Origin of the sequence: Comamonas sp. 7D-2, from assembly GCF_022749555.1 — a bacterium.
GTDB classification, from domain to species: Bacteria; Pseudomonadota; Gammaproteobacteria; order Burkholderiales; family Burkholderiaceae_C; genus Comamonas; species Comamonas thiooxydans.
In genome coordinates this window covers 2,239,159-2,261,755 of record NZ_CP094238.1, presented here as the reverse complement: position 1 = coordinate 2,261,755, position 22,597 = coordinate 2,239,159, and the positions used below count along the sequence as shown (strand labels likewise).

The window sequence follows — 22,597 nt, the reverse complement described above, 5'->3', positions numbered from 1 at the left end:
GAAATTTAAGGTTTATAGTTTGAACTAAGCAGTTCAAGATTTGATCTTTTCGGTTTTCTTGAGTGTTCACCCAATACTTCAAGGAGCTTTCATGCCTCGTATAGCTGTTATCGGTTCGGGTATATCCGGTCTGGCCGCCGCATTTCGTCTGGCTACCACCCAAGCATCGCACGGCGTTTGTTTAATCGAAGCGACCAGCCATTTCGGCGGGCATGCCAACACGTTAGAGCTCTGCCTTGATGATGTAAGCCATGGCGTAGATACAGGATTCCTAGTATTCAATCATCGTACCTACCCCATGCTCACGCAGCTGTTTAGTGAACTCAATGTGGAAACGGCACCTTCCGAGATGTCTTTTTCAGTTCAAGTTCCCAGCGTCGATGGCAGGTGCGGACTCGAGTGGAGCGGCAGCTCCTTAGGAGGAGTTTTCGCTCAACGCAGAAATCTGCTGCGTCCCCGCTTTATCGGCATGCTGCTCGAGATCTTGCGCTTCAACCGCCTGACCACAGATATCGCAGAACGCCAGATCGAGGCACAGCTCAATGCGTCAATAGAGGACTTTCTGGACCAGCATGGCTTCGGTAAAGCGTTTCGCAGCGACTATCTGCTGCCCATGATTGGATGCATCTGGTCCTGCCCTACGGATCAGATGCTGCGCTTTCCCGTCGCCACCTTGATTCGCTTTTGCCACAACCATGGACTGATCCAGGTCACACATCGGCCTCAGTGGTACACCGTGCGCGGCGGTTCTCAGCAATACGTGCGTCGCATGATTGCCCGAATTAAGCAGGATGGTCGCCATGAAACCAGATTGGACACCCCAGTGCTGAGTTTGAAGCACGATACGCATGGGGTCATGCTGCAGATGCCCCATGGGTCGGAGCATTTTGATGCGGTTGTTTTGGCCTGCCACAGTGACCAGGCGTTGCGTTTGCTGGGTCAAGATGCGACACCGTTGGAGCGTGCAGTGCTAGGTGGAATTCGATACCAGCCCAATGAAGCAGTTCTGCATACCGATACAGCCGTGCTGCCGCAACGCCAGGCAGCCTGGGCGGCCTGGAACTACGAACGTGCACCCTCCCTCAGCGCAGAGAATGCCGGTGTCTGTCTGCACTATCTGATCAACCGTTTACAGCCCCTGCCTTGGCAGCAACCCGTACTGGTTTCACTGAATCCAACTCGACCAGTCGCAGAGAACAAAGTTCATGCGCGTATTCAGTACAGCCACCCTGTTTTCGACCAGGCTGCGATCTTTGCACAACAGCGTGTTGGTGAGTTACAAGGTAGACGCAATACTTGGTTTTGTGGCGCTTGGTGTGGCTATGGGTTTCATGAAGATGGCTTACGCTCAGGTCTCGAAGCTGCCGATGGAGTGCTCCACTCTCTGAGCCACACACAGCAACCAGTGCTCCCAGGGGCCATCTTGGAGGAAGCTCTATGAGCGTTCCTCCTCTGATTGGCTTTGGCCATATCTGGCATCGCCGGCTTCGGCCAGTCGAGCATGCATTCCGTTACCCCGGATATTTTCTGCTGCTTCCCATGCGAAGCCTGCGTGAGCATCCGGTTGCAGTGCTGCGGCGCAATCGGCGCGGCTGGCTCAGCTTTCATGACAGCGATCATGGCGACGGCAGCTGCGACTCTTTGGCCTGGTTCGAAAAGCTGTTGCAGCAAGAAGGTATCCGGGATGCAGATGGAGAAATCTGGCTGCATACCTTTCCCCGCGTGCTGGGCTATGCCTTCAAGCCGGTGAGTTTCTGGTACGCACACCGAGCAGATGGCTCGCTGGCAGCAATCCTGGCCGAGGTCAACAACACCTTTGGTGAGCGTCATGCCTATCTTCTCGCAGGACCTCAGCTCGCCTGGGATTACGAGCATGTGGCGCACAAGTGCTTTCATGTCTCACCATTTTGCGAGACCCAGGGAGAGTATCGCTTCCGCTTCAAACGCAGTGAAAGCACCAGTCTGGCGCTCGTGGATCTCTACGACGAGACAGGGCCGCTGCTGCGCACTGGCATCGAAGGGACACTGCATCCCTTGAACACCTCCACAGTGCGCCAGGCTTTCTTCGGCACGCCGCTGATGACACTCGGAGTCATCTTCCGCATCCACTGGCAGGCACTCCGCCTTTGGGCGAAGCGGCTTCCTTTCCATCGCAAACCACCTGCGCCCAAGCGCTTTGTAACACGATGAACACGACCACTATCCCCCTACTGAGCAAGTCCGCCGGTTCAACGCGCTCCCTGCCACGCAGCGCCAGTCGCGTCATGAAACTGTTGGAGCATTTGCCGCACGGCCAACTGGATTTGCAATTGCCTGATGGACGAGTGCGCCATTTCCCGAAGCAGATCGCAGCAGAAGCAGACGCACGCTGTGCAGTTCAGCACTGGGAAGCTTTGGACCGAATCCTGAGCTCGGGCGATATTGGACTGGCCGAGGGCTACATAGAGGGCCAATGGGACAGCCATGACCTCAGTGCGCTATTGCGACTTTGCATCAGCAATCGCGACCACCTGGAGCAGTTGGTGTACGGCCACTGGTGGGGCCGCCTGGGATTCAGGCTGCGCCATCTGCTTCGTCGCAACACGCGGGCGGGGAGCGCAAAAAACATTCATGCCCACTATGACTTGGGTAACGACTTTTATAGGCTGTGGCTGGATCCGACCATGAGCTACAGCTCTGCCTGGTTCGAAGGGCTCAGCGGTGCGCCCTTGCAAGCGGCCGACCTGGAACATGCACAGCGCACAAAAATAAGACGTGCGTTGAACGAAACAGGACTGCAGCCTGGTCAGCGCCTGCTGGAAATCGGCTGTGGCTGGGGGGCCCTGGCAGAGACGGCGGCCACCGAGTTTGGCGCACAGGTGACCGGCGTCACCTTGTCGCGCGAACAGTTGCAGTGGGGCATGCAGCGCATCACACAAGCAAGCTTGCAGGCTCAAGTCAACCTGCGTTACCAAGATTACCGGGATCTGGTGGCTGAATATGCGGCGCAGCCCTTTGACGCGATTGTGTCCATCGAGATGTTCGAGGCAGTCGGGCATGAATACTGGCGTACCTATTTCCAGGTGCTACGCGACTGCCTCAAGCCCGGCGGCTACGCTTGCCTGCAATCCATCACCCTGCGCGAAGACCTGTTTGCGCGCTATCTGCACTCCACCGACTTCATCCAGCAGTTCATTTTCCCGGGCGGTCTGTTGCCCAGCGTTACAGCCTTCGAGCAAGAGGCCCAACGCGCCGGCCTGACGGTGGAAAAGAAGATGCGCTTTGGCAAGGACTATGCCGAAACGCTCAGACGCTGGCGTCACGCCTTTGAGCAGCGCCTTGATGTGGTGCGAAGCCTGGGCTTCGATGAGCGCTTTGTGCGCATATGGAGGTTTTACCTGGCCTATTGCGAAGCGGCCTTTGATACGGGCAACACCGATGTGGTCCAGTTCACTTTGCGCAGGCCTGACCATGCATGACATTCGACGGCGCCAAGCCCTGGTCTGGAGCGCCAGCCTTCTTGCTCCCACTATGACTCTAATAACCCACAACCTCTTGGCAGCTACGCCTGCCGCCCCTGCGGAGCTGCGCTCCACCCTGCCCTCGGCGCGCCTGATTGGAAGCGGCGTGCTGCGCTTTTTTGGTCTGCGAGTCTACGAGGCCCGTCTCTGGGCGCAGGCGGACTTCGAGCCGGCGGACTATGCACGCCAGCCGTTCGCGTTGGAGCTGGTCTATGACCGCAAGCTGGAGGGTGAGGCCATCGCCGAGCGATCGGTGGCCGAGATGCGGCGCGTGGGCAGCTTCTCCGAAGCACAGGCACGCCAATGGCTGATGATGATGAAGAAGGCCTTTCCTGATGTCGCTGCGCAGGATCGACTGCTGGGAGTGACTGACGGAGCCGGCGATGTGAGCTTTTTCCACAATGGACGCGAAACAGCACGCCTGCAGGATGCAGAGTACGCGCGCCTGTTTTTTGGCATCTGGCTGTCTGATCAGACTTCGGCGCCTGGCCTACGCGCTGCACTGCTGGGCAAGCGCTGAGGAGACAAAGACCATGCCCTCCCCCAGCTCAGCTCCATCCAAGCCGCTGCCCTGGCGTGTGGGGCTCGCTTATGGAGGTCTCGGCGTGCCGCTGGCATTCGTGTCGCTGCCGCTGTATGTCAACCTGCCTCATCACTATGCAGCGGTCGCCGGGGTGCCCTTGGCTGGCCTGGGGGCGGTACTGCTTGCAACCCGCGCTCTGGACGCGGTGCTCGACCCAGCCCTGGGACGCATGGCCGATCGCCTGCTGCAAAGCGGGCTGCGTGCCGCATGGCTGGCCGCGGTGCTCTGCAGCGTGCTCATGGCATTGGGCTTCGCTGCGCTGTGGCATCCTCCAAACGCCAGCCAAGCCAGTCTGCTGGGCTGGCTGGCTGCCAGCCTGCTGCTCTGCACTCTGGCCTATAGCGCCGTGAGCATCTTGCACCAGGCCTGGGGCACGCGCTGGGGAGGTGAGCCTGATTGGCGCGCGCGCGTGACCGCTTGGCGCGAAGGTTCCACTCTCGCTGGCGTACTCCTCGCCAGCGTGCTGCCCACCTGGCTGGGTTTTGATGCAACCAGCATGGTGCTCATGATGGCGCTTGTCCTGGGCTTGCTAGGGCTGCATAGCCTGCGACGGTCCAGTGCGATACCGGCGTCCACCGTGCAACTGCACACCAAGCCTGCTATGCCCTCACCATGGGCGGACGCAAGTTTTCGCAGACTGCTATCTGTATTCATGCTCAACGGCGTGGCAGCAGCAATACCCGCCACACTGCTGCCGTTCTTCGTGATGGATCGCTTGCATGCGCCGGATCTGCAGCCACTACTTCTATTGTGCTATTTCGGTGCCGCCGCTGCGGGATTGCCACTGTGGGTGAAGGCTGTCTCGCGCTGGGGGCTGGCGCCCAGTTGGCGCGCCGGCATGCTGGCGAGCGTGATCGCATTTTCCATCACCCCCTGGCTCGGGGCCGGCGACAGCTGGATCTTCACCATCATCTGTCTGACAAGCGGATTGGCCCTCGGGGCAGATCTGGCGCTGCCTGGGGCTTTACTGACCGGCGTCATCCACGAGTCTGGCCAAGGAGGCTCTGCAGAGGGACGCTATCTAGGTTGGTGGGCCTGTGCTGCCAAGCTCAATCTGGCATTGGCAGCTGGACTGTGCCTGCCGCTTCTTGCCGCAATGGGATACCGCAGCGGCACGACCGACCCTGCCGGCTTGCAGGCACTGGCATGGGCATATGGAGGCCTTCCCTGCCTGTTCAAACTGATGGCCTGGGCTTGCCTGTGGCGTGGCGAACGCCTGCACCAATCTTGGAGACTGAAATGAAATCCATGACAAGTACTTTCTCATTCCTGCCTTGGCGCCGCGCCGCAATAGGACTGACGTTCATGGGAATGCTGGCCGGCTGCGCGGGTCCGTCTGTGCAGGAATATGCCCAGGAGCGCCCAGAACTGGATCTGCGTCAGTACTTCAACGGACCATTGACCGCTCACGGCTTGTTCACGGACAGATCCGGAAAAGTGGTCAAGCGCTTCACCGTGCGCATGACAGGCAAATGGAACGGCGACGACGGTGTGCTCGACGAGCACTTTGTCTACAGCGACGGCAGCACGCAGCAACGCATCTGGCATCTGAAGTATCTGGGTGATGGCCGCTATAGCGGAAACGCAGACGACGTGGTGGGGCAGGCTCAGGGCCAGACGGCTGGCAACGCCTTCCGTTGGAACTATGTGCTGGCCCTGCCAGTGAACGGCAAGGTCTGGCACGTGAGTATGGATGACTGGATGTATCTGATGGATGCGCGGACCATGCTCAACCGTGCTGTCATGAGCAAATTCGGTGTTCACCTGGGCGATGTGACTCTGTCCTTCATCAAGGAGTAAGTGCGATGTCGCTGCTGCACGCAAGGCTCAATCCGCCGCTGTCCCACTGGCAAGGGAAATGTGCCTGGATAGTCGGCGCTTCTTCAGGCATAGGGCGAGCCACCTCAGAGGCTCTACATGCGCAAGGCGCTCGGGTCATCGTATCGGCCAGAGATGCAGTTGCCCTGCATTCCTTGACCCTTGGCCGCAGCGGCTTTCTGGTCCTGCCGCTGGATGTCACCCAGCCCGAGACCATGGCTGAGGCCACTGCGACGGTGAAAGCTTATGCAGGGGCGCCGGATCTGGTGCTGTATTGCGCAGGCCGGTACAGACCGCAACGCGCGACAACTTTCGATCTGCTGGAGATGCAGCAGCATCTAGCGGTCAACTATGTCGGCGCTCTGCAACTGCTGGACGCTGTCATGCCGATGCTGCTGGAGGCCGGGCGTGGTCACCTGGCTCTGGTCGGCAGTGTGGCCGGCTACCGGGGCCTGCCCATGTCCCTGGCCTATGGGCCCACCAAAGCCGCGCTCAACAACCTGGCAGAGAACCTCTATCTGGATCTGCACCCTCGGGGCCTTGGAGTCTCCATCATCAATCCCGGTTTTGTGGATACCCCTTTGACCGCACAAAACAGCTTCAAGATGCCGGCTCTCATCAGCCCTGAAGAAGCCGCTCAGCATATCTTGCGCGGCTGGAGGCTGGGGCATTTCGAAATGAACTTTCCCCGTCGCTTCACGCGCTGGGTGAAGCTCATGCGCTGCCTGCCCGATAGCTGGTATTTCTCGGCGGTACGTCGTGTCACCGGAATGTGATCTCACCCGCAGCCGTCTGCACTTCAAGTGCGCATACGTCGATGCACTGTTGCCATTCAGCCTGAATCTCGTACACCAGAGCCTGCCGTGGTCTCTGTTTACTTCACACTATCGAGGCGCTTTATGTATATTTCAAGAAGCTCTTTCATGCGCGCTACAGCGCTAGCGGCCGTCTTTGTCGGGACCCAGCTGGCTTTATCGGGCTGCGCCGTATCTGTACCTCGTGGGGTGGATCCGGTGAGCCATTTCGATATCAATCGTTATCTTGGAACTTGGTATGAGCTGGCCCGCATTGATCACCACTTTGAGAAAAATCTGATCCAAGTGGCAGCACGTTATCAGCTCAACGCGGATGGCAGCATTTCCGTGCTGAATCGAGGTTTTGACGCGCGCAAGCAGGAATGGCGCGAAGCCGAGGGGAAAGCCCAATTTTTAGGACCGTCCAATGTAGCGGCACTGAAAGTCTCGTTTTTTGGCCCGTTTTACGGCGGCTATAACGTTGTCAGCCTAGACGACGAATACCAGACCTCTCTGGTCATTGGCGGTAGCCTGGATTACTTTTGGCTGCTGTCGCGCCAGAAGTCCATCCCAGAGGAGCAACTTCATTCGCTGCTGCTAAAGGCTCAAAGTTTCGGCGTAGATCTCAGTCGTGTAATCCGGGTGCCCCAATAGCGCTCATTGCCGCCAGGTACAAGCATTTTCAAACGACTTTGAAGTTCGCACCGCGGCCTTTTGCATCGCAGTGAACCGACTCATTCGTGCCAGTCACAGATAGTCAACCTCAGACAGACACTCCATTGACATGATGACTTCTCACCCTACAGCGGACAGCGCCGCCCACCGCATTGCCATCATTGGCGCCGGTACGGCAGGGCTCAGCTGTGCACAGTTCTTGGCCCATGCCGTGTTAATTTCCACGCAAAACTGACCCGCCGGGGGCTAGTGGGTCACTTCTGGGTGGAAATCAACAGAGAGAGGAAATACATGCCATCAGGTCACTTAGAGGTCTAGTGCTGCAAGTAATTCATGCAGCAGTGAGTTCAATTATGGAAGCGCGAGATGAAATGAGCACTCGGCACCAAAAGTCTGTGCTCCATGACAGACGAATCGCCGATCCAAACGGTCATCAGAGATGGCTTTTTACGGCTTTGTGACCAGAACTTGATCTGCTCAGAGAGCCAACTGCACCCGGTTGCGGCCTTTGGCCTTAGCTGCGTAGAGGGCGGCGTCGGCACGGCTGAAGAGTTCGGGCAGCGAGGACTGGAGACCAGCCGGCTGCACCGCAAGACCAAAGCTGGCGCTCAGGTTCAGCATGCTGCCATCGGGCCGATGCAGCGGCTGCTGCAGGGCTTGGCGCAAGCGCTCGGCCAGGGCCAGTGCCGCTTTGTCATCGCAATCGGGCAGCAGCGCGATGAACTCCTCGCCGCCATAGCGGGCCAGCAGATCGCCTCTGCGCAGTTGGGCCTGTGCGAGTTGCGCCGCATGCTGTAGCAACTGGTCGCCGGTCTCGTGACCATGCTGATCGTTGATGCGCTTGAAATGGTCCAAATCGAACAGTATCAGCGCCAGCGGCCAACGATGACGTTCGGCCTGGGCCAGCTGGGCCGGCGCCTGATCGTCGAAGGCGCGGCGGTTCATCAGCCCGGTCAGATGGTCGCGGTGGCTGAGCTGGCGAAGCTCGGTAATCAGGGTCTCGCGCTCGGCCTCCAGCTCCTGGGTTCGTTGCAGGCTGGCCTGCAACGCATGCACCGCGGCCTGCAACTCGCCGATCTCGTCGCTGCGCTGGACCGCGGGTAGCTGCCGGTTCAGCCGGCCACGCATCAGTTCCATCATATGCTGGGTGATGAGCAGCAGCGGCGACAGCACACGGCGGCGCAGCGTGATGAAAACGCCAACCTCCAGCACCAGGATGCAGCAGCCAATCAGCGCGTTGACGCGCAGCCGCCGCCAGGCTTCCGCCACCTTCTCCAGCGTCTGTTCGCGGCCTACCTCGTGCAGAGTGTCGCGCAGATCGACGATGCTGCCCATCCCCGGGACATGGCGGGAGACAAACTGTGCCGAGTCCATGCCATAGGGCAGGCCGGCAAGGCCTCGAGCGGTAATCTCGGCGATAAAGGGCAAACTCTGACCGAAATAGCGTTCCTGCTGGGCCTGCAGCGCGGCGTCAATGCGCGGATCGGAGAGGCTGGTGCGCGCCTTTACATCCAGCAGAGCCTTGAGCTGCTCGATACGGCCGAGCATTCGAGGAATGCCGTCGCGCTCTTGCGGGCCGAGCGGCGAGCCGCTGGCCAGCGGCGCGGTGAATTGCGAGCCCAAGCGGCCAGCATGCTCGCGCAGCTCAGCGGCGTAGCGCGCGCCGACCAGCGGCAGCGACAGGCTGGGATGGATGCGCTCGGCACTGGCCGACAGCAGGGTAACCGCCTCTAGCACTGTGTCGACGACCTCGAACATCTGGTCGATGACCTGACGGGTGCGGCGTTTATCGACGGCCGCGCGCTCAGCCTGGGGCAGGGCCGCCACCCGCTCAAGCTCTTGCCGGGCTGCCTGCACCTGCGTGCGCGCCCGCTCCAACACCGGCAGGGCAGTCAGCAGCTCGGCTTCCTCACGTCGGCGCAGCCGCGTCAGCGCCACATCGAAGGCCGCATCGGTCTCCAACTGGAACTGCGTCAGGCGCTTGCGCAAAGCGTCCGAGGGCGGGTCGTTGAGTACCGGGATAGCAGGACCTCGCTCGGCCGAGGCGTGTTCGGCGACCTTCATGGCAGCATAGGCCAGCTCCATCGCATCCAGTCCGAATTCAGCACGGCGCACGTCCTGCCAGTCGGTCCACATCGTGCGCACCAGCATCAATGAGACCAGACTGAGTAGCAGCACAGTGGAGCAAAGGAAAAGACGGCTCAGGCGCATAGCGCCCAATATTGTCGGCGCAGCCGCTACGCTACTGTTGCGCTTATTCCTCCACCAGCCCGGAAACTCCCGGCCGATGCGAAAGTAGCGCTCAATCTTGATCTCTGACGGGGTGTTGTTGCGGTTGCACATACGTACAGACTAGCAAGTCGGATTTCTCTAAATCTGTATAAATACACAGCGCAAAAAGGAAGTTCACATGCACATCGAACATCACTACAACTGGCGCTATCAAGACAATCTCGGTAAGTGGCGCACCACCAGGCACCTCTGCTCCGGGGAGATGATTAAAAAGGAACATCCAGAAGCCACCCCGGTTGAGGGAACTCTCACAGTCATCGAGGTGGCTGACACGCTGGACGAATACTGGGAACGCACACACAAAAACACAATATCAGGTGTAATGCGCAAGCCGTATTGTGATGATGATCGATGAGGACGGATCCCCCTGTTGTGCACTCCAGGCAGATATGGCTTTCCCAACGAGCGCGGCCCTGCAAACCACCAAGAGCTGCCTGTCAGTTTAAGACGCAACAGCCAGCCAGCACCGCTTTAATATGCTATTGCGAGTCGACGGACAAACATATTTAGCTTCAGCATGACCTTGGAATTCAAGCGCCTTACAGAAATCGACCTGATAGACATCATTTCGCTCAACAACAATCCCGATGTGCTACGGCAAATGCCGCTTGGAAGTGCAAATTTCGATCTTTCGAAGGCAAAAGGATGGGTCCAGCAAAAAGACGCACAGTGGCAACAATATGGCTACGGTCCGTGGGCATTTCTAATTAATCAGACATTTGCTGGTTGGGGTGGCTTGCAGTACGAGAAAGGTGATGCCGACCTAGCATTAGTGCTTCATCCAGATTTTTGGGGTAGAGGGAAAGCGATTTATCACGAGATCGTTAAATGGGCATTCAACTCTCTGAAGCTGGGCTCCATCACAATTTTGCTTCCCCCCTCAAGGACAAGAATCAAAGCAATTTTCAGGCTAGGCTTCCGTATCCGTCCGGCCACCCCATCTACCCCGAATGAGCAATTGCAAGCACCATCGTGTCCACGTAAACCATCGTGCACACCATGTCTCAAGAGATCCCCAACTCGCGCTCCCGTGTCCCCCGCACACGCCGGGTCTACAGCGCGCAATTCAAGGTTGAACTGATCGCCGCGTGCCAGCAGCCCGGCGCATCAATTGCCGCCACAGCACGTGAACATGGCATGAATGCCAATGTGCTGCATCGCTGGCTCAAGGAGCATCGTCTGGGCCTTCACCAGCCCACCTGCGATACCGCGCATGCTGTGGCGTCCGGCATCGCCCCGCACTGCGACGATGCAGCGGCTGAGCCAATGGCCAATGCACAGCCTGTTCGTGCCCCGGCGCATCTGCCTCATGCCAGCACCGTGCCCGCCTTCATCGCGATGACGCTGGGCTCGCCGGCGATGGGGCCTCAGCCAGCGGGTGCGCAAGCTGCCCCAAGTGCTGCATCGGCAACTCCCTCATCAGACATCCGCATCGAGTGCTGTCATCACGGCACCCTCGTGACGGTCAATTGGCCGGTGGCCGCTGCTGGCGAGTGTTCCCGCGCATTGCAGGGTTTGCTCCAGGTGCTGCGGCAATGATCCGTATCGACGCTGCCTGGCTTGCCACGGCCCCGCTGGACATGCGCGCCGGCACCGACACGGCGCTGGCCCGGGTGGTCAGCGTGTTCGGTGCTGCCCACCCTCATCACGCCTACCTGTTCGCCAACAGACGCGCCAACCGCATCAAGGTGCTGGTGCACGACGGCATCGGCATCTGGCTGGCCGCTCGCCGCCTGCACCAGGGGAAGTTCGTCTGGCCGGCGCCAGGCAATGAGCAGTGGCAGTTGGAGCCTGTCCAGCTTGACGCCCTGGTGCTGGGCCTGCCCTGGCAACGCATGGGAAACGCCGGCATTATCACCATGGTCTGAAGCCGGCGCGCAATCGGTGGATCTGCGCATGGCAGCGCAGGGCCTTCCTTGGCACACTGGCTGCCATGGTGGTGCAGCAACAATCCCTGAACAATCTCAGCGCAGAGCAACTGCGCGAGATGGTTGCCAGCCTCATGGGCCACGTGAGCGACAAGGACGCGCAAATCGCCCGCCACCAAACCGAACTCAAGCACAGCCAGGCGCTCAACGCCAAGCTCACCCACGAGAACGCGCTCTTGAAGCGCATGAAGTTCGCGGCCCAGTCCGAGCGCTTCAACGCCGAGCAGCGCAGCCTGCTTGAAGACGAGATCGAGGCCGACCTGGCAGCGGTCGCCGTCGAGATCGAGCAACTGCAGCCGCCTGCGCCAGCGCCCCAAGCCAAACAACAACCCAAGCGCCAGCCGCTGCCGGCCAACCTGCCGCGGCGCGAGATCCGCCACGAGCCTGAGTTGACTACCTGCGCCTGTGGTTGTGCGATGAAGCGCATCGGTGAAGACGTGGCCGAAAAGCTGGACTATGTGCCCGGCGTGTTCACGGTGGAGCGCCACATCCGTGGCAAGTGGGCCTGCGCCAAGTGCGAGACCATCACCCAGGTGCCGGTCGAGGCGCATGTGATCGACAAGGGCATCCCGACTGCGGGCCTGCTGGCCCAGGTGCTGGTGGCCAAGTACGCCGACCACCTGCCCCTGTACCGTCAGGAAGCCATCTTTGCTCGCGCAGGCTTGGGCCTGCCTCGCTCCACCCTGGCGCAGTGGGTGGGCACCTGTGGCGTGCGACTGCAACCGCTGGTCGATGCGCTCAAGGCGGAGATACTCAGCCGCAGCGTGCTGCACGCCGACGAGACGCCGGTGCAAATGCTCAAGCCTGGCAAAGGCAGCACCCACCGGGCTTACCTGTGGGCTTACGCACCAGGCGCCTTCGAAGACATGAAGGCCGTGGTGTACGACTTCTGCGAGTCAAGAGCGGGCGAGCATGCGCGCCACTTCCTGGGCGATTGGAAGGGGGCACTGGTCTGCGACGACTTTGCTGGTTACAAAGCCACGATCGCCAACGGTGTGACCGAGGTGGGCTGCCTGGCGCACGCCCGGCGCAAATTCTTTGACTTGCATGCGGCGAACAAAAGCCAGCTTGCCGGGTTCGCGCTGGAGCAGTTCGCCAAGGTTTACGACATCGAGCGCGAGGTCAAGGAGCTGAACGCCGATCAACGCAAAGCCATTCGTCAGCAGCACACCAAGCCGATCCTGGATGCGTTACACCAGTGGATGACATTGCAGCGGCAAAAGCTGCCAGACAGCTCGGCGACTGCCAGGGCCCTGGATTACAGCCTGCGGCGCTGGACTGCACTGACGCGCTTCGTTGATGACGGGCAACTGCCCGTGGACAACAACTGGATCGAAAACCAGATCCGGCCGATTGCCATTGGACGCAACAACTGGCTGTTCGCCGGCAGCCTGCGCGCGGGCCAGCGTGCGGCGGCGGTGATGAGTCTGGTGCAGTCGGCACGCATGAACGGGCATGACCCCTATGCCTACCTACAGGACGTGCTCACCAGGCTGCCCACGCACAAGGCCAGCCGTATCGACGAGCTCTTGCCGCACCGCTGGCAGCCCACCGACATCTGATCGTCAGCCATGGTAGCCATCTGCGGTCAACATGGGTTTGCCGTGCGCTTACAGGCTTCCAGCCTGACGGCGAAGTAAACATTGAAGGTGCTCGCTTTCAGCGCTTTCGCCTTTATGCACCCAATAAACTCGTAAGAGAGCAGAGCGTCTGAAGTCGGCCTCCTATCCGGCAATCATATGACCGACAAGCTTTGGCCAGTAACAGTCAACGGAAAAGGAGTGTTCACAACCCTTAGCAGCCATTCAAAATTAGCTCAACACTTTCCGCTCAGTCTATCAAGACAAGGAGCAATCCACGACATCTCGATATGAGTACGTGTTTCGTCGACATCACGAAATCCAAGGCGCTGATATAGCCTATGAGCAGGCATATTGCTTTTGAACACACCTAAGTGCAGCGGCACCTGCCGAGCCGCTGCACTTAACTGCAAATCTTTCAAAATTCTGGTGCCAATAGCTGCACTCTGAAATGCAGGCGCGATAGCAATATTCTGCAAGTAGATTTGGCACTCGCGGTCAAGGACTTGGATGTACCCAGCGATTTGATCATCGACTTCAATCACGGAGGTAGTGGCAGTTGTGCATTCCGATGTGAAGTTTTCGCGTTGCCAAGCTTCATCCCAGCCCCATAGCTTCTCAATATGTGAGTGAAATACCGATCGATGTATTGCAAACAGATGTGCGAGATCCTCGGTGTTTGCTGGTCGTAGGTTCATAGCCATCCATGAATTATTTCTTCGATGGTAGCGACTTGTCGATTCGAACTGAAATGCTCTGCTGAGAATCTGTATCTCTCCATACCCAGTCATACGCCGGAGAGCCGCGCATGCTCTGAGACAATCGCACAATGACCGATGAATCTCCCATCCACACAATCCACAAGCGCGTGTGTCAAACCTTCCTGAGGCACTGGAAGGCCCACAACAACGCCTACCCCAAGCTGATCAAGATGACGCCGGAAGAGCTGCGGCAGTTCAACATCGTCAACTCCTTCGGCAAGCCCAATGAGCTTTGGGGCGTCCCGATTGAACTTGACCCCAACACCACGGGCGTGATGATTGCGGTCGATGGGACGGAAATGCCTTTGGTTGAAGGCTACTAAAGCGGCCACGAGTTATAGCGTCACGGAACATTTCCAAAAAGATTTGTATCGGGTGCATCCAAACATCGATCTCGTGGGTAGTACCTGCAGCAACACAAGCAATGTGCTGCTTCAGTGAATCCTTCCAACCGATCTAATTGGAGAATCTCAATGTCGACCACTCGCTTCGCATACCGCCTCGCCGCCTTTGCTGCCGTCACTTCCGCTGCAGCCCTGCTCGCTGCATGCGGCTCGATGAAGTCATCAGCCAGCAACTTCTCTCAGGCTTCACTGCCTGCTCCCATCCAGGTTCCAACCGGTCACAAGGTAGCCTGGGAAACTGTTGGCAGTGGCGACATCACCTATGAGTGCCGGGACAAGGCCAACGCACCTGGCCAAACCGAATGGGTCTTCGTCGGTCCCGATGCGGTGTTGAAAGATCGCTCCGGCAAGACTGTGGGCCGCTACTACGGACCTCCCGCAACCTGGGAAGCCAATGACGGATCCAAGCTCACAGCTACGCAACTCGCAGTAGCACCCTCCAGCCCTGGCAGCTTGCCCTATCAGTTGGTAAAGGCCAATCCCGCCATGGGGGCCGGCGCGCTGGTAGACGTGAGCTACATTCAGCGCGTCGCACTCCAAGGGGGTGTTGCTCCTGCAGACAAACCCTGCACCACCGCCACCAAAGGCCAGAAGACCATGGTCAAGTACCAGGCCGATTACATCTTCTGGAAACCCACGATGTAAGGCTTTGCAACGGCATGACTAGAATGGTCGGAGGATTTATCTCTATTACCTTCTGACCTTCTATTTGTGCCGCCTGCTGCCGCCCTCCAAGATGACGCTTTCGACCATGACGCTGCGCTTCAGGCCTGTGCGCGAGGTGATCGCGAAGCCCTGCGCAGCATCTATGAGCGCGAAACACGCTATCTGCTGGGTGTTGCTCTCAGAATAGTTCGTGACCGCGCTACGGCAGAGGATGTGCTTCACGACGCTTTTGTGTCCATCTGGGAGCGTGCATCGAGCTTCGACGCCAGCCGTGGTGCTGGCCGAGGCTGGATTTACAGCATCGTAAGACATGCTGCACTGAATCGAGTGCGTGGTAGCGCGCGAGAGACCATGTTGGATGAACCGGCTACAGCGCACCTGGATGCACAAGCGGCTTTTGCGGCCTGGCAGGAAAGTGGTGATGAGCTTGCACGACAGGCCTCACTTGGCCGTCTGGGGCATTGCCTTGATGGCTTGGAGCCAGCGCGCCGCGCCTGCCTGTTGCACGCCTATGTGGACGGCTGCAGCCATCGCGAAATTGCCGAGCGGGTCAAAGCCCCCCTGGGCACAGTCAAGGCCTGGATTCAGCGCGGACTGCGCGCACTGCGGGAATGCATGCAATGACCAGCGAAACCCAACAACCACAATCTCCAGACGACCTGCATACACAGGCCGGAGAGTATGTATTGGGCACGCTCGAGGCAGGCCAGCGTCGCTCTATTGAAGCGCGCCTTCCCTACGAGCCAGCCCTGCGCGCAGCTGTGGACGAATGGGAGCAGCGCCTGTTGCCGCTGACCACGCTAGCCGAGCCTGTGGAGCCAGGAGCCAGCCTCTGGCAGCGGATCGCCGCAAGCATCGCGCCAGCGAGTCGCCCCCGAGTCGTGCCAGCTCGAGTACGCTGGTGGCAGTGGGACAGCCTCGCTCTATGGCGCAGCCTGACGGGCGCGGGTTTCGCCGCCACAGCAGTGCTGGCCGCTGTTCTTGTGGTACGTGAAGCGTCTCCCCCAACAGCGCCGCGCTATTTCGTGGTGTTGGCCGCGCCTCAGAGTCAATCTCCAGGCTGGTTGGTACAGGCACAGGTCGAAGGAAGACTGCAACTGGTCCCGTTGGGCACCGATAAGGTTCCTGCAGAAAAATCCCTGCAGTTCTGGACCAAGGCTGATGGCTGGAGCGCTCCAGTATCGCTTGGCCTCGTAAAGCCAGGCGAGGCCATAGAGGTTCCAGTGGACAAGCTCCCCCCCCTACAGCCCAATCAATTGTTTGAGCTGACCCTGGAACCCTATGGCGGCTCCCCGATTGGACGACCCACTGGCCCCATTCAGTTCATTGGCCGAGCCGTCCAGATCTAGGATCTTCTGCCGATCAAGGCTTGATGAGCCACTTGCCGGCATCTCCATAAGCAAACATTGCGGCTGCCATAGGCAACCTTGCCTTTCACCCGCGCACCTGACAAATCGCCAGCAGAAAATAAATAGCGAAATTCAATGAATCCAGATAGGGAGTGGTTGCGTATTCCTTTCAGCCGGCATTTTTCGGCTTGTACATCAAGGAGCATCCATGTTCTCGATTCAATCTGCACGCAAGTTGGCCTCATTCAGCATGGCTATCTCGATGTCTGCTGTATCCATCGCGGCAATGGCTGATGTGATGGTGGGTGGAGCCCCCATGCTGCCCTCCAAGGACATCATAGACAACGCAGTCAATTCCAAGGATCACACTACGCTGGTCGCGGCGGTGAAAGCTGCTGGCCTCGTCGATACGCTCAAGGGCCCCGGTCCATTTACCGTCTTTGCGCCCACCAATGCCGCATTTGATGCTCTTCCCGCTGGTACCGTAGATACGCTGCTGAAGCCTGAAAACAAAGCCATGCTGACCACGGTCCTCACATACCACGTCGTCCCTGGTAAATGGGATGCCGCAGCACTCAGCAAGATGATCAAGGACGGCAAAGGCAAGGCCATGATCAAAACAGTCAGTGGCGGCACCCTGACGGCCAGGGCCAGCGGTAAGAAAATCATGCTCACGGATGAAAAAGGCGGCACTGCCACAGTGACCATTCCTAACGTGTATCAATCCAATGGCGTAATTCACGTGATCGACAAGGTTTTGCTCCCCAAATAAGCAAGCCTGCAGTTAGAGGCTCTAAACAATCCTCAGCTGAAATATGGGACACCCTTGAAATCGACCGCAACACCACGCGAGTGATGATTGCGGTCGATGGGACGGGAATGCTTCTGGTTGATGTACTCGTAAAGTCCCCATACTGTAGGGTCTCCTCAGAAACTGGCGATGCGCCCCACTGAATGGAGGGACTACTCCTGAGTGACATCTTGACGGCTCACATTCAGTTGACGGCGCTTACGGGCGCTGTTTTTCAGCAGTGTTCTGACGAAACAGGGACCACCGATAACTTCGTGCATGTGGGCGTTGCTGACGCCCTTAGCTAACATTACGTCTAGTACGTGCTGCTTGGGTGTAGATACGGGCTACAAGCGGCACCACTGTCGTTGATGCAGTTGCACGCCATCAACTTTGCTTGGCCAAAGCTCAGCAGATTGGTGTCTGTGGGGCTCATGCAGACATGAGAAGAGCTAGTTAAAGAAATGCAGCCGCATCGGCTTACCTGAAGTCTGGAGATGAAGAGCCGAAGGACGCCAAGCTCGACATCGCGGATATCAAGACTGTGGCTGAAGCCTATACGTTCACCTAGACGGCCGAACTGTTGCCCGTAGCCTTCGAAGACTATCTTAACTGCTTCACCTTCAATGTTTCAGTCTGATACATGTCAGCCGATAACCTCCCCCCGCTGTCAGAATAGTTGGAACCTCTACAGATGTTAGAGTTTGAATATCCAACCTGGGGCAGAGAGAAGGTTCCCATGAAGTATTCCCCCGAGCGGCGCGAAGCCATCTTGGCCAAGCTGGAAGCGCCGTATAACCGTACCGTCAATGATCTGGCTGGCGAGGAAGGTATCTCAGCTGCCACGATATACAACTGGCGAAAGCAAGCCCGTAGCACGGGCCGATTGCTTCCAAACGCCTCCCCCACCACGGAAGGCTGGACCTCGGCGCAGAAGTTCAATGCGGTACTGGAAACCGCTGCGTTGACCGAAGAAGAGCTGTCCGAGTACTGCCGTCGCCGTGGTCTATATCCTGAGCAGATTCGTCGCTGGCGCGCCAGTTGTGAACAGGCCAATGATCGGTCTGACCAAGCCGCCGCACGGCAATCAGAAGCGACCAAGGCCGAGCGCAAACGCATACGGGAGCTAGAGCGGGAGTTGCGTCGCAAGGACGCCGCCTTGGCTGAAACGGCAGCATTGCTGGCGCTGCGAAAAAAAGTCCAGGCGATCTGGGGGGACGAGGAAAAATGACCAATGCCACAGATCGCCGTCGGATTGTAGAGTTGGTCAACCAAGCCAGAGCGGCCGGTGCGCGCCTGCGTCATGCCTGTGGCGAGCTGGGAATCGGGCAGAACACCTACCGGCGTTGGTCGGCAGGTGGTGAAGACCAGCGGCCTCACGCGACACGGCCAAGGCCGGCTCATGCCCTGACGCACAAAGAACGCCAGGCGGTGCTGGATGTCTGCCACCGACCGCAGTTTGCCAGCTTGCCTCCGGCGCAGATTGTTGCGCGGCTGCTGGATGATGAGCAACGGTATCTTGCCTCGGAGTCGACCTTCTATCGCATCCTGCATGCGGCGGGAGAACAGCGCCGTCGTGGTCGCCAAGCCGCGCCCCAGCGCAAGGGCCCGCCACGGCGCCATCGTGCCGACCACGCCAACGCCGTGTGGAGCTGGGATGTGACTTATCTGCCGACCCGGGTTCGCGGCCAGTTCTTTTATCTGTACCTGATCGTCGACATCTACAGCCGCAAGATCGTGGGCCACGAAGTCTTTGAAGCCGAGAACATGGCCAACAGCGCGCAGGTCGTTCAACGAGCGGTACTGCGTGAGCAATGTGGTCACCGGCCGCTGGTCCTGCACGGCGATAACGGCTCGGCGATGAAGGGTTCGACCATCCATGCCAAGCTTGAAGAACTCGGCGTCACACCGTCGCACAGCCGTGCCCGCGTCTCGAACGATAACGCCTACTCTGAATCCTTGTTCCGTACCTGCAAATACCATCCCGCCTTCCCTGTGGCTGGCTTTGCCGACCTGACCGACGCCCGCAAGTGGGTGGGGCAATTCGTGTATTGGTACAACGAACAGCATCGCCATAGCGAGATCCGTTACGTCACGCCCGCTCAGCGCCACGCCGGCCAGGATCACGCCATTCTTGCCCGGCGCCATGCCCTTTATCAGATCGCTCGCGCTCAGCATCCTGCACGCTGGTCGGGCAATACTCGAAACTGGCAACCCGTAGGCAGCGTTTGGCTGAATCCAGAGAAGGAAACGACCGTTATCCATGTGCATAGTGAACTAGAAGCAGCATGACTCATGTTCCAACTACATTGACAGACGCCGCCTCATAAGAGCTGAACAGACTCAAGGAGATTTCATTGAAGCGATGCATCATCAAAGTAGCAGGAGCCTGCTACACCGCCTTATTCCCAAGCACATGCGCCGCACTTGAAGATGCCCTGAAGCGCTTCCCAAGCGCCACCGCAATCTCCGTGAAAGCCGCTTGAATTCGGCTTGATCTAGCTATTCATCTAACAGCCAACGCGAACTAGCAATCGTGTCTGTGACCGTTGCGAAGTCCCGGCTTAGCCAAATCAATACTGGAATAGCTATGCGTCCATCAACGCTGTCTATCAGCATATCGATCGCCATTTCAAGCTTCGTCCTTGTCTCCTGTACGAATGAGGAGAGCCACAAACTTGAGGCCAGGCGAGCTGCCAGGCGGCTGCTTGCCTTCCCTGAGCATGCCGAGTTCAAAGATGTGAAGTTGGGAAAGAACGGCGATGCTGTCTGCGGATTTGTGGGCTTTCGTCAAGGTGAGTTAGCGTCATATCCAGGCAAGAAACCATTTGTCTATGAAGTCAACACGCACACCGCAAGCCTAGTGGAAATGCTTCAGGATAAGGACTTCAAGAACTTTATGGAGGACAGGCTCGAAAACGAAGACGAAGTTGCCAAAGCGAAAAACTTGATCAAGACCTGCCGCGGGCAAGCTCTATGGGAAACGAACTGCTCTCCCACGCTTGATATCAAGAAGCACGCTCTCTGCAGCTACGTTGAGCCTCCCACATTGCTTTAGCAATTCCAGCAAACCAGTCTTGACACCTGCTTGCAGGGTTACCGGCCTTCTGCACGAAGTAGCATGCAGCGCTCCCCGAGAAGACCATCTGGCGTGTTCGCTCACGCAGGCACGGCAGTTCAGGAATGGGCTTGGGCTAGCCATCTATCAAGAGCACGGCGCGGCTTTCGCGTCGTGGCAGCAGTGGTAACACTAGATGGCCCAGCAACTTTCCTAAACATGACGAATGAATGCTTCGCGTGTAATTTGCGGAAGTGGCGCTGAGTGCTTCAAGCAAAAATCAATGAAAGCACTCTATGCATGCAAATGCACGAAGAGCAAGCTTACGCGGCAGAGAACTTCAAGCCAAGCTGAGGCAAAGATGCTGGTACGCCCCATTACCTATCACCTTGAAATTTCACAGGACTCAATTAAGAGCGAACCGGTCGTCCACCTTGAGTCATCAACACCATTTCAACCCTTCGCCGTCGGAGACAAGATGAGTTGGAATGGATTTAGAAATGCTAGATGGCTCCCTGAGCCCCAGACAGGACAGTTCCTACGTGTAAAGGATGTACTTCATTTTATTTGGGACATACGTGGCTCGAACATCGGCCACAAAGTTCGTCTGTGCGTCGAAATATGCAACGTCGAAGACTTGCCAACACACCACTGAACCAAACGTCTTCGATTTCTTCAGCATGCAGCCTTCTAGGCGGATTTTTCCTGTCTGATGCGCTTGTGCGATGAGCTGCTAGCATGTGGCAGGGCTCTACCGGAGCCACCACAGCGCGGAAATGTACGCGCCAAGGCACTTCGAAATGTATTGAGCAGCAAAAGCATGCCCCTCGTGAAATTATTCCAGTAGCATTCGCGTTGGGCCCAGCTATTAGGACGTAGGTGGAGCCTCTTATGCCACCCACGAGGTGGCTTTTTTTGTCCTGAATTTAGGGCCATCCGGCGTGACCGCTTGAGCAGGTACGGTAACTCAGGAATTCGCCTGGGCTGGCGACAATTGGGAGTGCGGTGTGGCTTCAGCGTCTTTAGCCAAAGTGGTCACGCCAGATAAGGCAGCGCCTGTTTATGAGCCCACGCACATCTTGATTCCATCACTCTCTTTGGGCAAAATTTACGTCACGTACCTGTTTTGCCGGGCCTGGGGTCACAGACTCCTTTCACTTCCTCAACTTGCCCAGGCATGACCAAATAGGTCACCGGCTTTTTATTCGCGCCCGCAGCAACTGCTTGCGGGCTTTTTCTTTTGTCACAGGAGAAGCATCCTCGCTTTCCTGCACTACCTAAAAGTAGAGGTTGGGGAAACGTTTGACACGATACGCGACCGGCGGAATCCGGCCCAGCGATTCATGTGGACGATGGTGGTTGTAGCGATGCAGCCAGTCCTCGGTCATTGAGCGCACTTCCTGCAGCGATTCAAAGACATAGCAGTCGAGCACCTCCGTGCGATAGGTTCTGTTGAAACGTTCTACGTAAGCGTTCTGCGTCGGCTTGCCTGGCTGAATGTGGTTCAACGCTATGCCTTTATCCTGCGCCCATTGCTTCAAGGCCTGGGCGATGAACTCGGGCCCGTTGTCCAGGCGAATGCACTGCGGCACCCCACGGACCTCAGTGAGCTCCTCCAAGGCTCGTACCACCCGAGCTGCAGGCAAGCTGGCATCAATTTCGATACGCAGGCACTCTCGGTTGAAGTCGTCAATGACGTTGAAGGTTCTGAACTGTCTTCCTGACCACAGGGCATCGGACATGAAGTCACAACTCCAGCCCTGGTTCGGTGTTGAGGCTGCCTCCAAGGGATGCTTGATGCGCTGCGGCAAACGTTTCTTGCCCCGCCTGGGCAGGTTCAGCTTGAGCTGGCAATACACACGCCAAAGCACAGTCTTACCCCAGGGCTGTTCTTGAAAGCGGGCGCTAGCGTAAAGCAGCCCAAACCCGTGGCGAGGATTCAATGCCACGTATCTTTGGATGAAGTCGATTACCCCGGAGTCGTCACAGACCACACGTGCATATCGCAGCGTTGAGCGAGCCAGGCCCGCAGCTTGGCAAGCTCTGCGCTGACTTAGGTGGTGCTCGCTCATAAGCGCATGCACGATGGATTGCCGACGCTCCGGGGTCAGAGCTTTCGCTCGACAACATCCTTCAGGGCATGGTGCACGAGCGCCAAATCGGTATACATGCGCTTGCGCTTGGCGTTCTCTTCCTGCAACTGCCGCATCTGGGCCAGATGCTGCACGGACATCCCTGAATACTGACTCTTCCACTTGTAGTACGTGGCATCGCTGATGCCATGTTTGCGGCAGGTGTCACCGACTTTGGCGCCTAGCTCAACCTCCTTGAGGATGCCGACGATTTGCGCTTCACTGAATTTGGACTTCTTCATGTTGAGACCTCCGTGAGGGGGATTC

At 58.0% G+C, this 22,597-nt stretch carries 23 protein-coding genes; 20 read left to right on the top strand and 3 right to left on the bottom strand.

Annotated elements, in window-relative coordinates:
- The first annotated feature begins 91 nt into the window (after positions 1-91).
- From MPZ60_RS10465 to MPZ60_RS10430, 8 genes are all read left to right on the top strand, one after another.
- The gene (locus MPZ60_RS10465) at positions 92-1,441 is read left to right on the top strand and encodes an NAD(P)/FAD-dependent oxidoreductase (protein WP_034359643.1); all 1,350 of its coding nucleotides are present in this window, start codon (positions 92-94) and stop codon (positions 1,439-1,441) included.
- Positions 1,438-2,190: a DUF1365 domain-containing protein gene (locus MPZ60_RS10460; protein WP_034359641.1), complete on the top strand. Its 753-nt coding sequence runs from the start codon at positions 1,438-1,440 to the stop codon at positions 2,188-2,190. The genes MPZ60_RS10465 and MPZ60_RS10460 overlap by 4 nt, the downstream gene beginning before the upstream one ends.
- The gene (locus MPZ60_RS10455) at positions 2,187-3,458 is read left to right on the top strand and encodes a cyclopropane-fatty-acyl-phospholipid synthase family protein (RefSeq protein WP_034359639.1); all 1,272 of its coding nucleotides are present in this window, start codon (positions 2,187-2,189) and stop codon (positions 3,456-3,458) included. The genes MPZ60_RS10460 and MPZ60_RS10455 overlap by 4 nt, the downstream gene beginning before the upstream one ends.
- Complete coding sequence (locus MPZ60_RS10450; RefSeq protein WP_187771884.1) at positions 3,451-4,020, top strand: chalcone isomerase family protein; 570 nt, start codon at positions 3,451-3,453, stop codon at positions 4,018-4,020. Before MPZ60_RS10455 ends, MPZ60_RS10450 begins: the two co-directional genes overlap by 8 nt.
- A 13-nt stretch (positions 4,021-4,033) precedes the next feature.
- The gene (locus MPZ60_RS10445; RefSeq protein ID WP_034359636.1) at positions 4,034-5,326 is read left to right on the top strand and encodes an MFS transporter; all 1,293 of its coding nucleotides are present in this window, start codon (positions 4,034-4,036) and stop codon (positions 5,324-5,326) included.
- Positions 5,323-5,883 carry a DUF3833 domain-containing protein gene (locus MPZ60_RS10440; RefSeq protein ID WP_034359634.1) on the top strand — a complete coding sequence of 187 codons (561 nt, stop codon included), beginning with the start codon at positions 5,323-5,325 and terminating at the stop codon, positions 5,881-5,883. The genes MPZ60_RS10445 and MPZ60_RS10440 overlap by 4 nt, the downstream gene beginning before the upstream one ends.
- Positions 5,884-5,888: 5 nt before the next feature.
- On the top strand, positions 5,889-6,677 hold the full coding sequence (locus MPZ60_RS10435; protein ID WP_034359632.1) for an SDR family oxidoreductase: 789 nt from the start codon (positions 5,889-5,891) through the stop codon (positions 6,675-6,677).
- A gap of 228 nt (positions 6,678-6,905) precedes the next feature.
- Positions 6,906-7,349 carry a lipocalin family protein gene (locus MPZ60_RS10430; RefSeq protein WP_034359652.1) on the top strand — a complete coding sequence of 148 codons (444 nt, stop codon included), beginning with the start codon at positions 6,906-6,908 and terminating at the stop codon, positions 7,347-7,349.
- Positions 7,350-7,847: 498 nt separating this feature from the next.
- Here MPZ60_RS10430 and MPZ60_RS10425 read toward each other — a convergent pair whose 3' ends face one another.
- Positions 7,848-9,521, bottom strand: a complete 1,674-nt coding sequence (locus tag MPZ60_RS10425) for a sensor domain-containing diguanylate cyclase (protein ID WP_242881743.1) — start codon at positions 9,519-9,521, stop codon at positions 7,848-7,850.
- Between the two features lie 259 nt (positions 9,522-9,780).
- Between MPZ60_RS10425 and MPZ60_RS10420 the strand changes: the two genes are divergently transcribed.
- The 5 genes from MPZ60_RS10420 (at position 9,781) to MPZ60_RS10400 (ending at position 13,152) form a co-directional block, all read left to right on the top strand.
- The gene (locus MPZ60_RS10420) at positions 9,781-10,017 is read left to right on the top strand and encodes a hypothetical protein (protein ID WP_034359582.1); all 237 of its coding nucleotides are present in this window, start codon (positions 9,781-9,783) and stop codon (positions 10,015-10,017) included.
- 162 nt (positions 10,018-10,179) lie between these two features.
- A complete protein-coding gene (locus MPZ60_RS10415; protein WP_242881744.1) occupies positions 10,180-10,743 on the top strand; it encodes a GNAT family N-acetyltransferase in 564 nt (187 codons plus the stop codon).
- Positions 10,662-11,201, top strand: a complete 540-nt coding sequence (locus MPZ60_RS10410) for a transposase (RefSeq protein ID WP_087743482.1) — start codon at positions 10,662-10,664, stop codon at positions 11,199-11,201. The genes MPZ60_RS10415 and MPZ60_RS10410 overlap by 82 nt, the downstream gene beginning before the upstream one ends.
- On the top strand, positions 11,198-11,530 hold the full coding sequence (gene tnpB / locus MPZ60_RS10405; protein WP_157667094.1) for an IS66 family insertion sequence element accessory protein TnpB: 333 nt from the start codon (positions 11,198-11,200) through the stop codon (positions 11,528-11,530). Before MPZ60_RS10410 ends, tnpB begins: the two co-directional genes overlap by 4 nt.
- 65 nt (positions 11,531-11,595) lie before the next feature.
- Positions 11,596-13,152, top strand: coding sequence for an IS66 family transposase (locus tag MPZ60_RS10400; RefSeq protein WP_242881682.1), 1,557 nt, complete (start codon positions 11,596-11,598; stop codon positions 13,150-13,152).
- Between the two features lie 254 nt (positions 13,153-13,406).
- Here the strand turns inward: MPZ60_RS10400 and MPZ60_RS10395 are convergent, their stop codons facing one another.
- On the bottom strand, positions 13,407-13,868 hold the full coding sequence (locus MPZ60_RS10395; RefSeq protein ID WP_034385382.1) for an N-acetyltransferase: 462 nt from the start codon (positions 13,866-13,868) through the stop codon (positions 13,407-13,409).
- 131 nt (positions 13,869-13,999) lie between these two features.
- On the opposite strand from MPZ60_RS10395, the gene MPZ60_RS10390 reads away from it, so the two are divergent.
- The 7 genes from MPZ60_RS10390 (at position 14,000) to MPZ60_RS10360 (ending at position 20,198) form a co-directional block, all read left to right on the top strand.
- Positions 14,000-14,254: a hypothetical protein gene (locus MPZ60_RS10390; RefSeq protein ID WP_034359578.1), complete on the top strand. Its 255-nt coding sequence runs from the start codon at positions 14,000-14,002 to the stop codon at positions 14,252-14,254.
- Between the two features lie 150 nt (positions 14,255-14,404).
- Entirely contained in the window at positions 14,405-14,980 is a 576-nt protein-coding gene (locus MPZ60_RS10385; protein WP_034359575.1) for a DUF3455 domain-containing protein, read from the top strand.
- 66 nt (positions 14,981-15,046) lie between these two features.
- The gene (locus MPZ60_RS10380; protein ID WP_034359574.1) at positions 15,047-15,625 is read left to right on the top strand and encodes a sigma-70 family RNA polymerase sigma factor; all 579 of its coding nucleotides are present in this window, start codon (positions 15,047-15,049) and stop codon (positions 15,623-15,625) included.
- The gene (locus tag MPZ60_RS10375; RefSeq protein ID WP_034359571.1) at positions 15,622-16,350 is read left to right on the top strand and encodes an anti-sigma factor domain-containing protein; all 729 of its coding nucleotides are present in this window, start codon (positions 15,622-15,624) and stop codon (positions 16,348-16,350) included. The genes MPZ60_RS10380 and MPZ60_RS10375 overlap by 4 nt, the downstream gene beginning before the upstream one ends.
- Positions 16,351-16,558: 208 nt before the next feature.
- A complete protein-coding gene (locus MPZ60_RS10370) occupies positions 16,559-17,122 on the top strand; it encodes a fasciclin domain-containing protein (protein WP_034359569.1) in 564 nt (187 codons plus the stop codon).
- Positions 17,123-17,879: 757 nt separating this feature from the next.
- Positions 17,880-19,432 (top strand): IS3 family transposase gene (locus MPZ60_RS10365; RefSeq protein WP_228412727.1). Its coding sequence is split into 2 segments (ribosomal slippage): positions 17,880-18,330 and positions 18,330-19,432, totalling 1,554 coding nucleotides; the frame shifts between segments, so codons are not numbered across the junction.
- Positions 19,433-19,730: 298 nt separating this feature from the next.
- The gene (locus tag MPZ60_RS10360; protein WP_034359567.1) at positions 19,731-20,198 is read left to right on the top strand and encodes a hypothetical protein; all 468 of its coding nucleotides are present in this window, start codon (positions 19,731-19,733) and stop codon (positions 20,196-20,198) included.
- Between the two features lie 1,277 nt (positions 20,199-21,475).
- On the opposite strand, the gene MPZ60_RS10355 is transcribed toward MPZ60_RS10360, so the two are convergent.
- Positions 21,476-22,572 (bottom strand): IS3 family transposase gene (locus MPZ60_RS10355; protein WP_370688514.1). Its coding sequence is split into 2 segments (ribosomal slippage): positions 21,476-22,317 and positions 22,317-22,572, totalling 1,098 coding nucleotides; the frame shifts between segments, so codons are not numbered across the junction.
- Between the last annotated feature and the right edge of the window lie 25 nt (positions 22,573-22,597).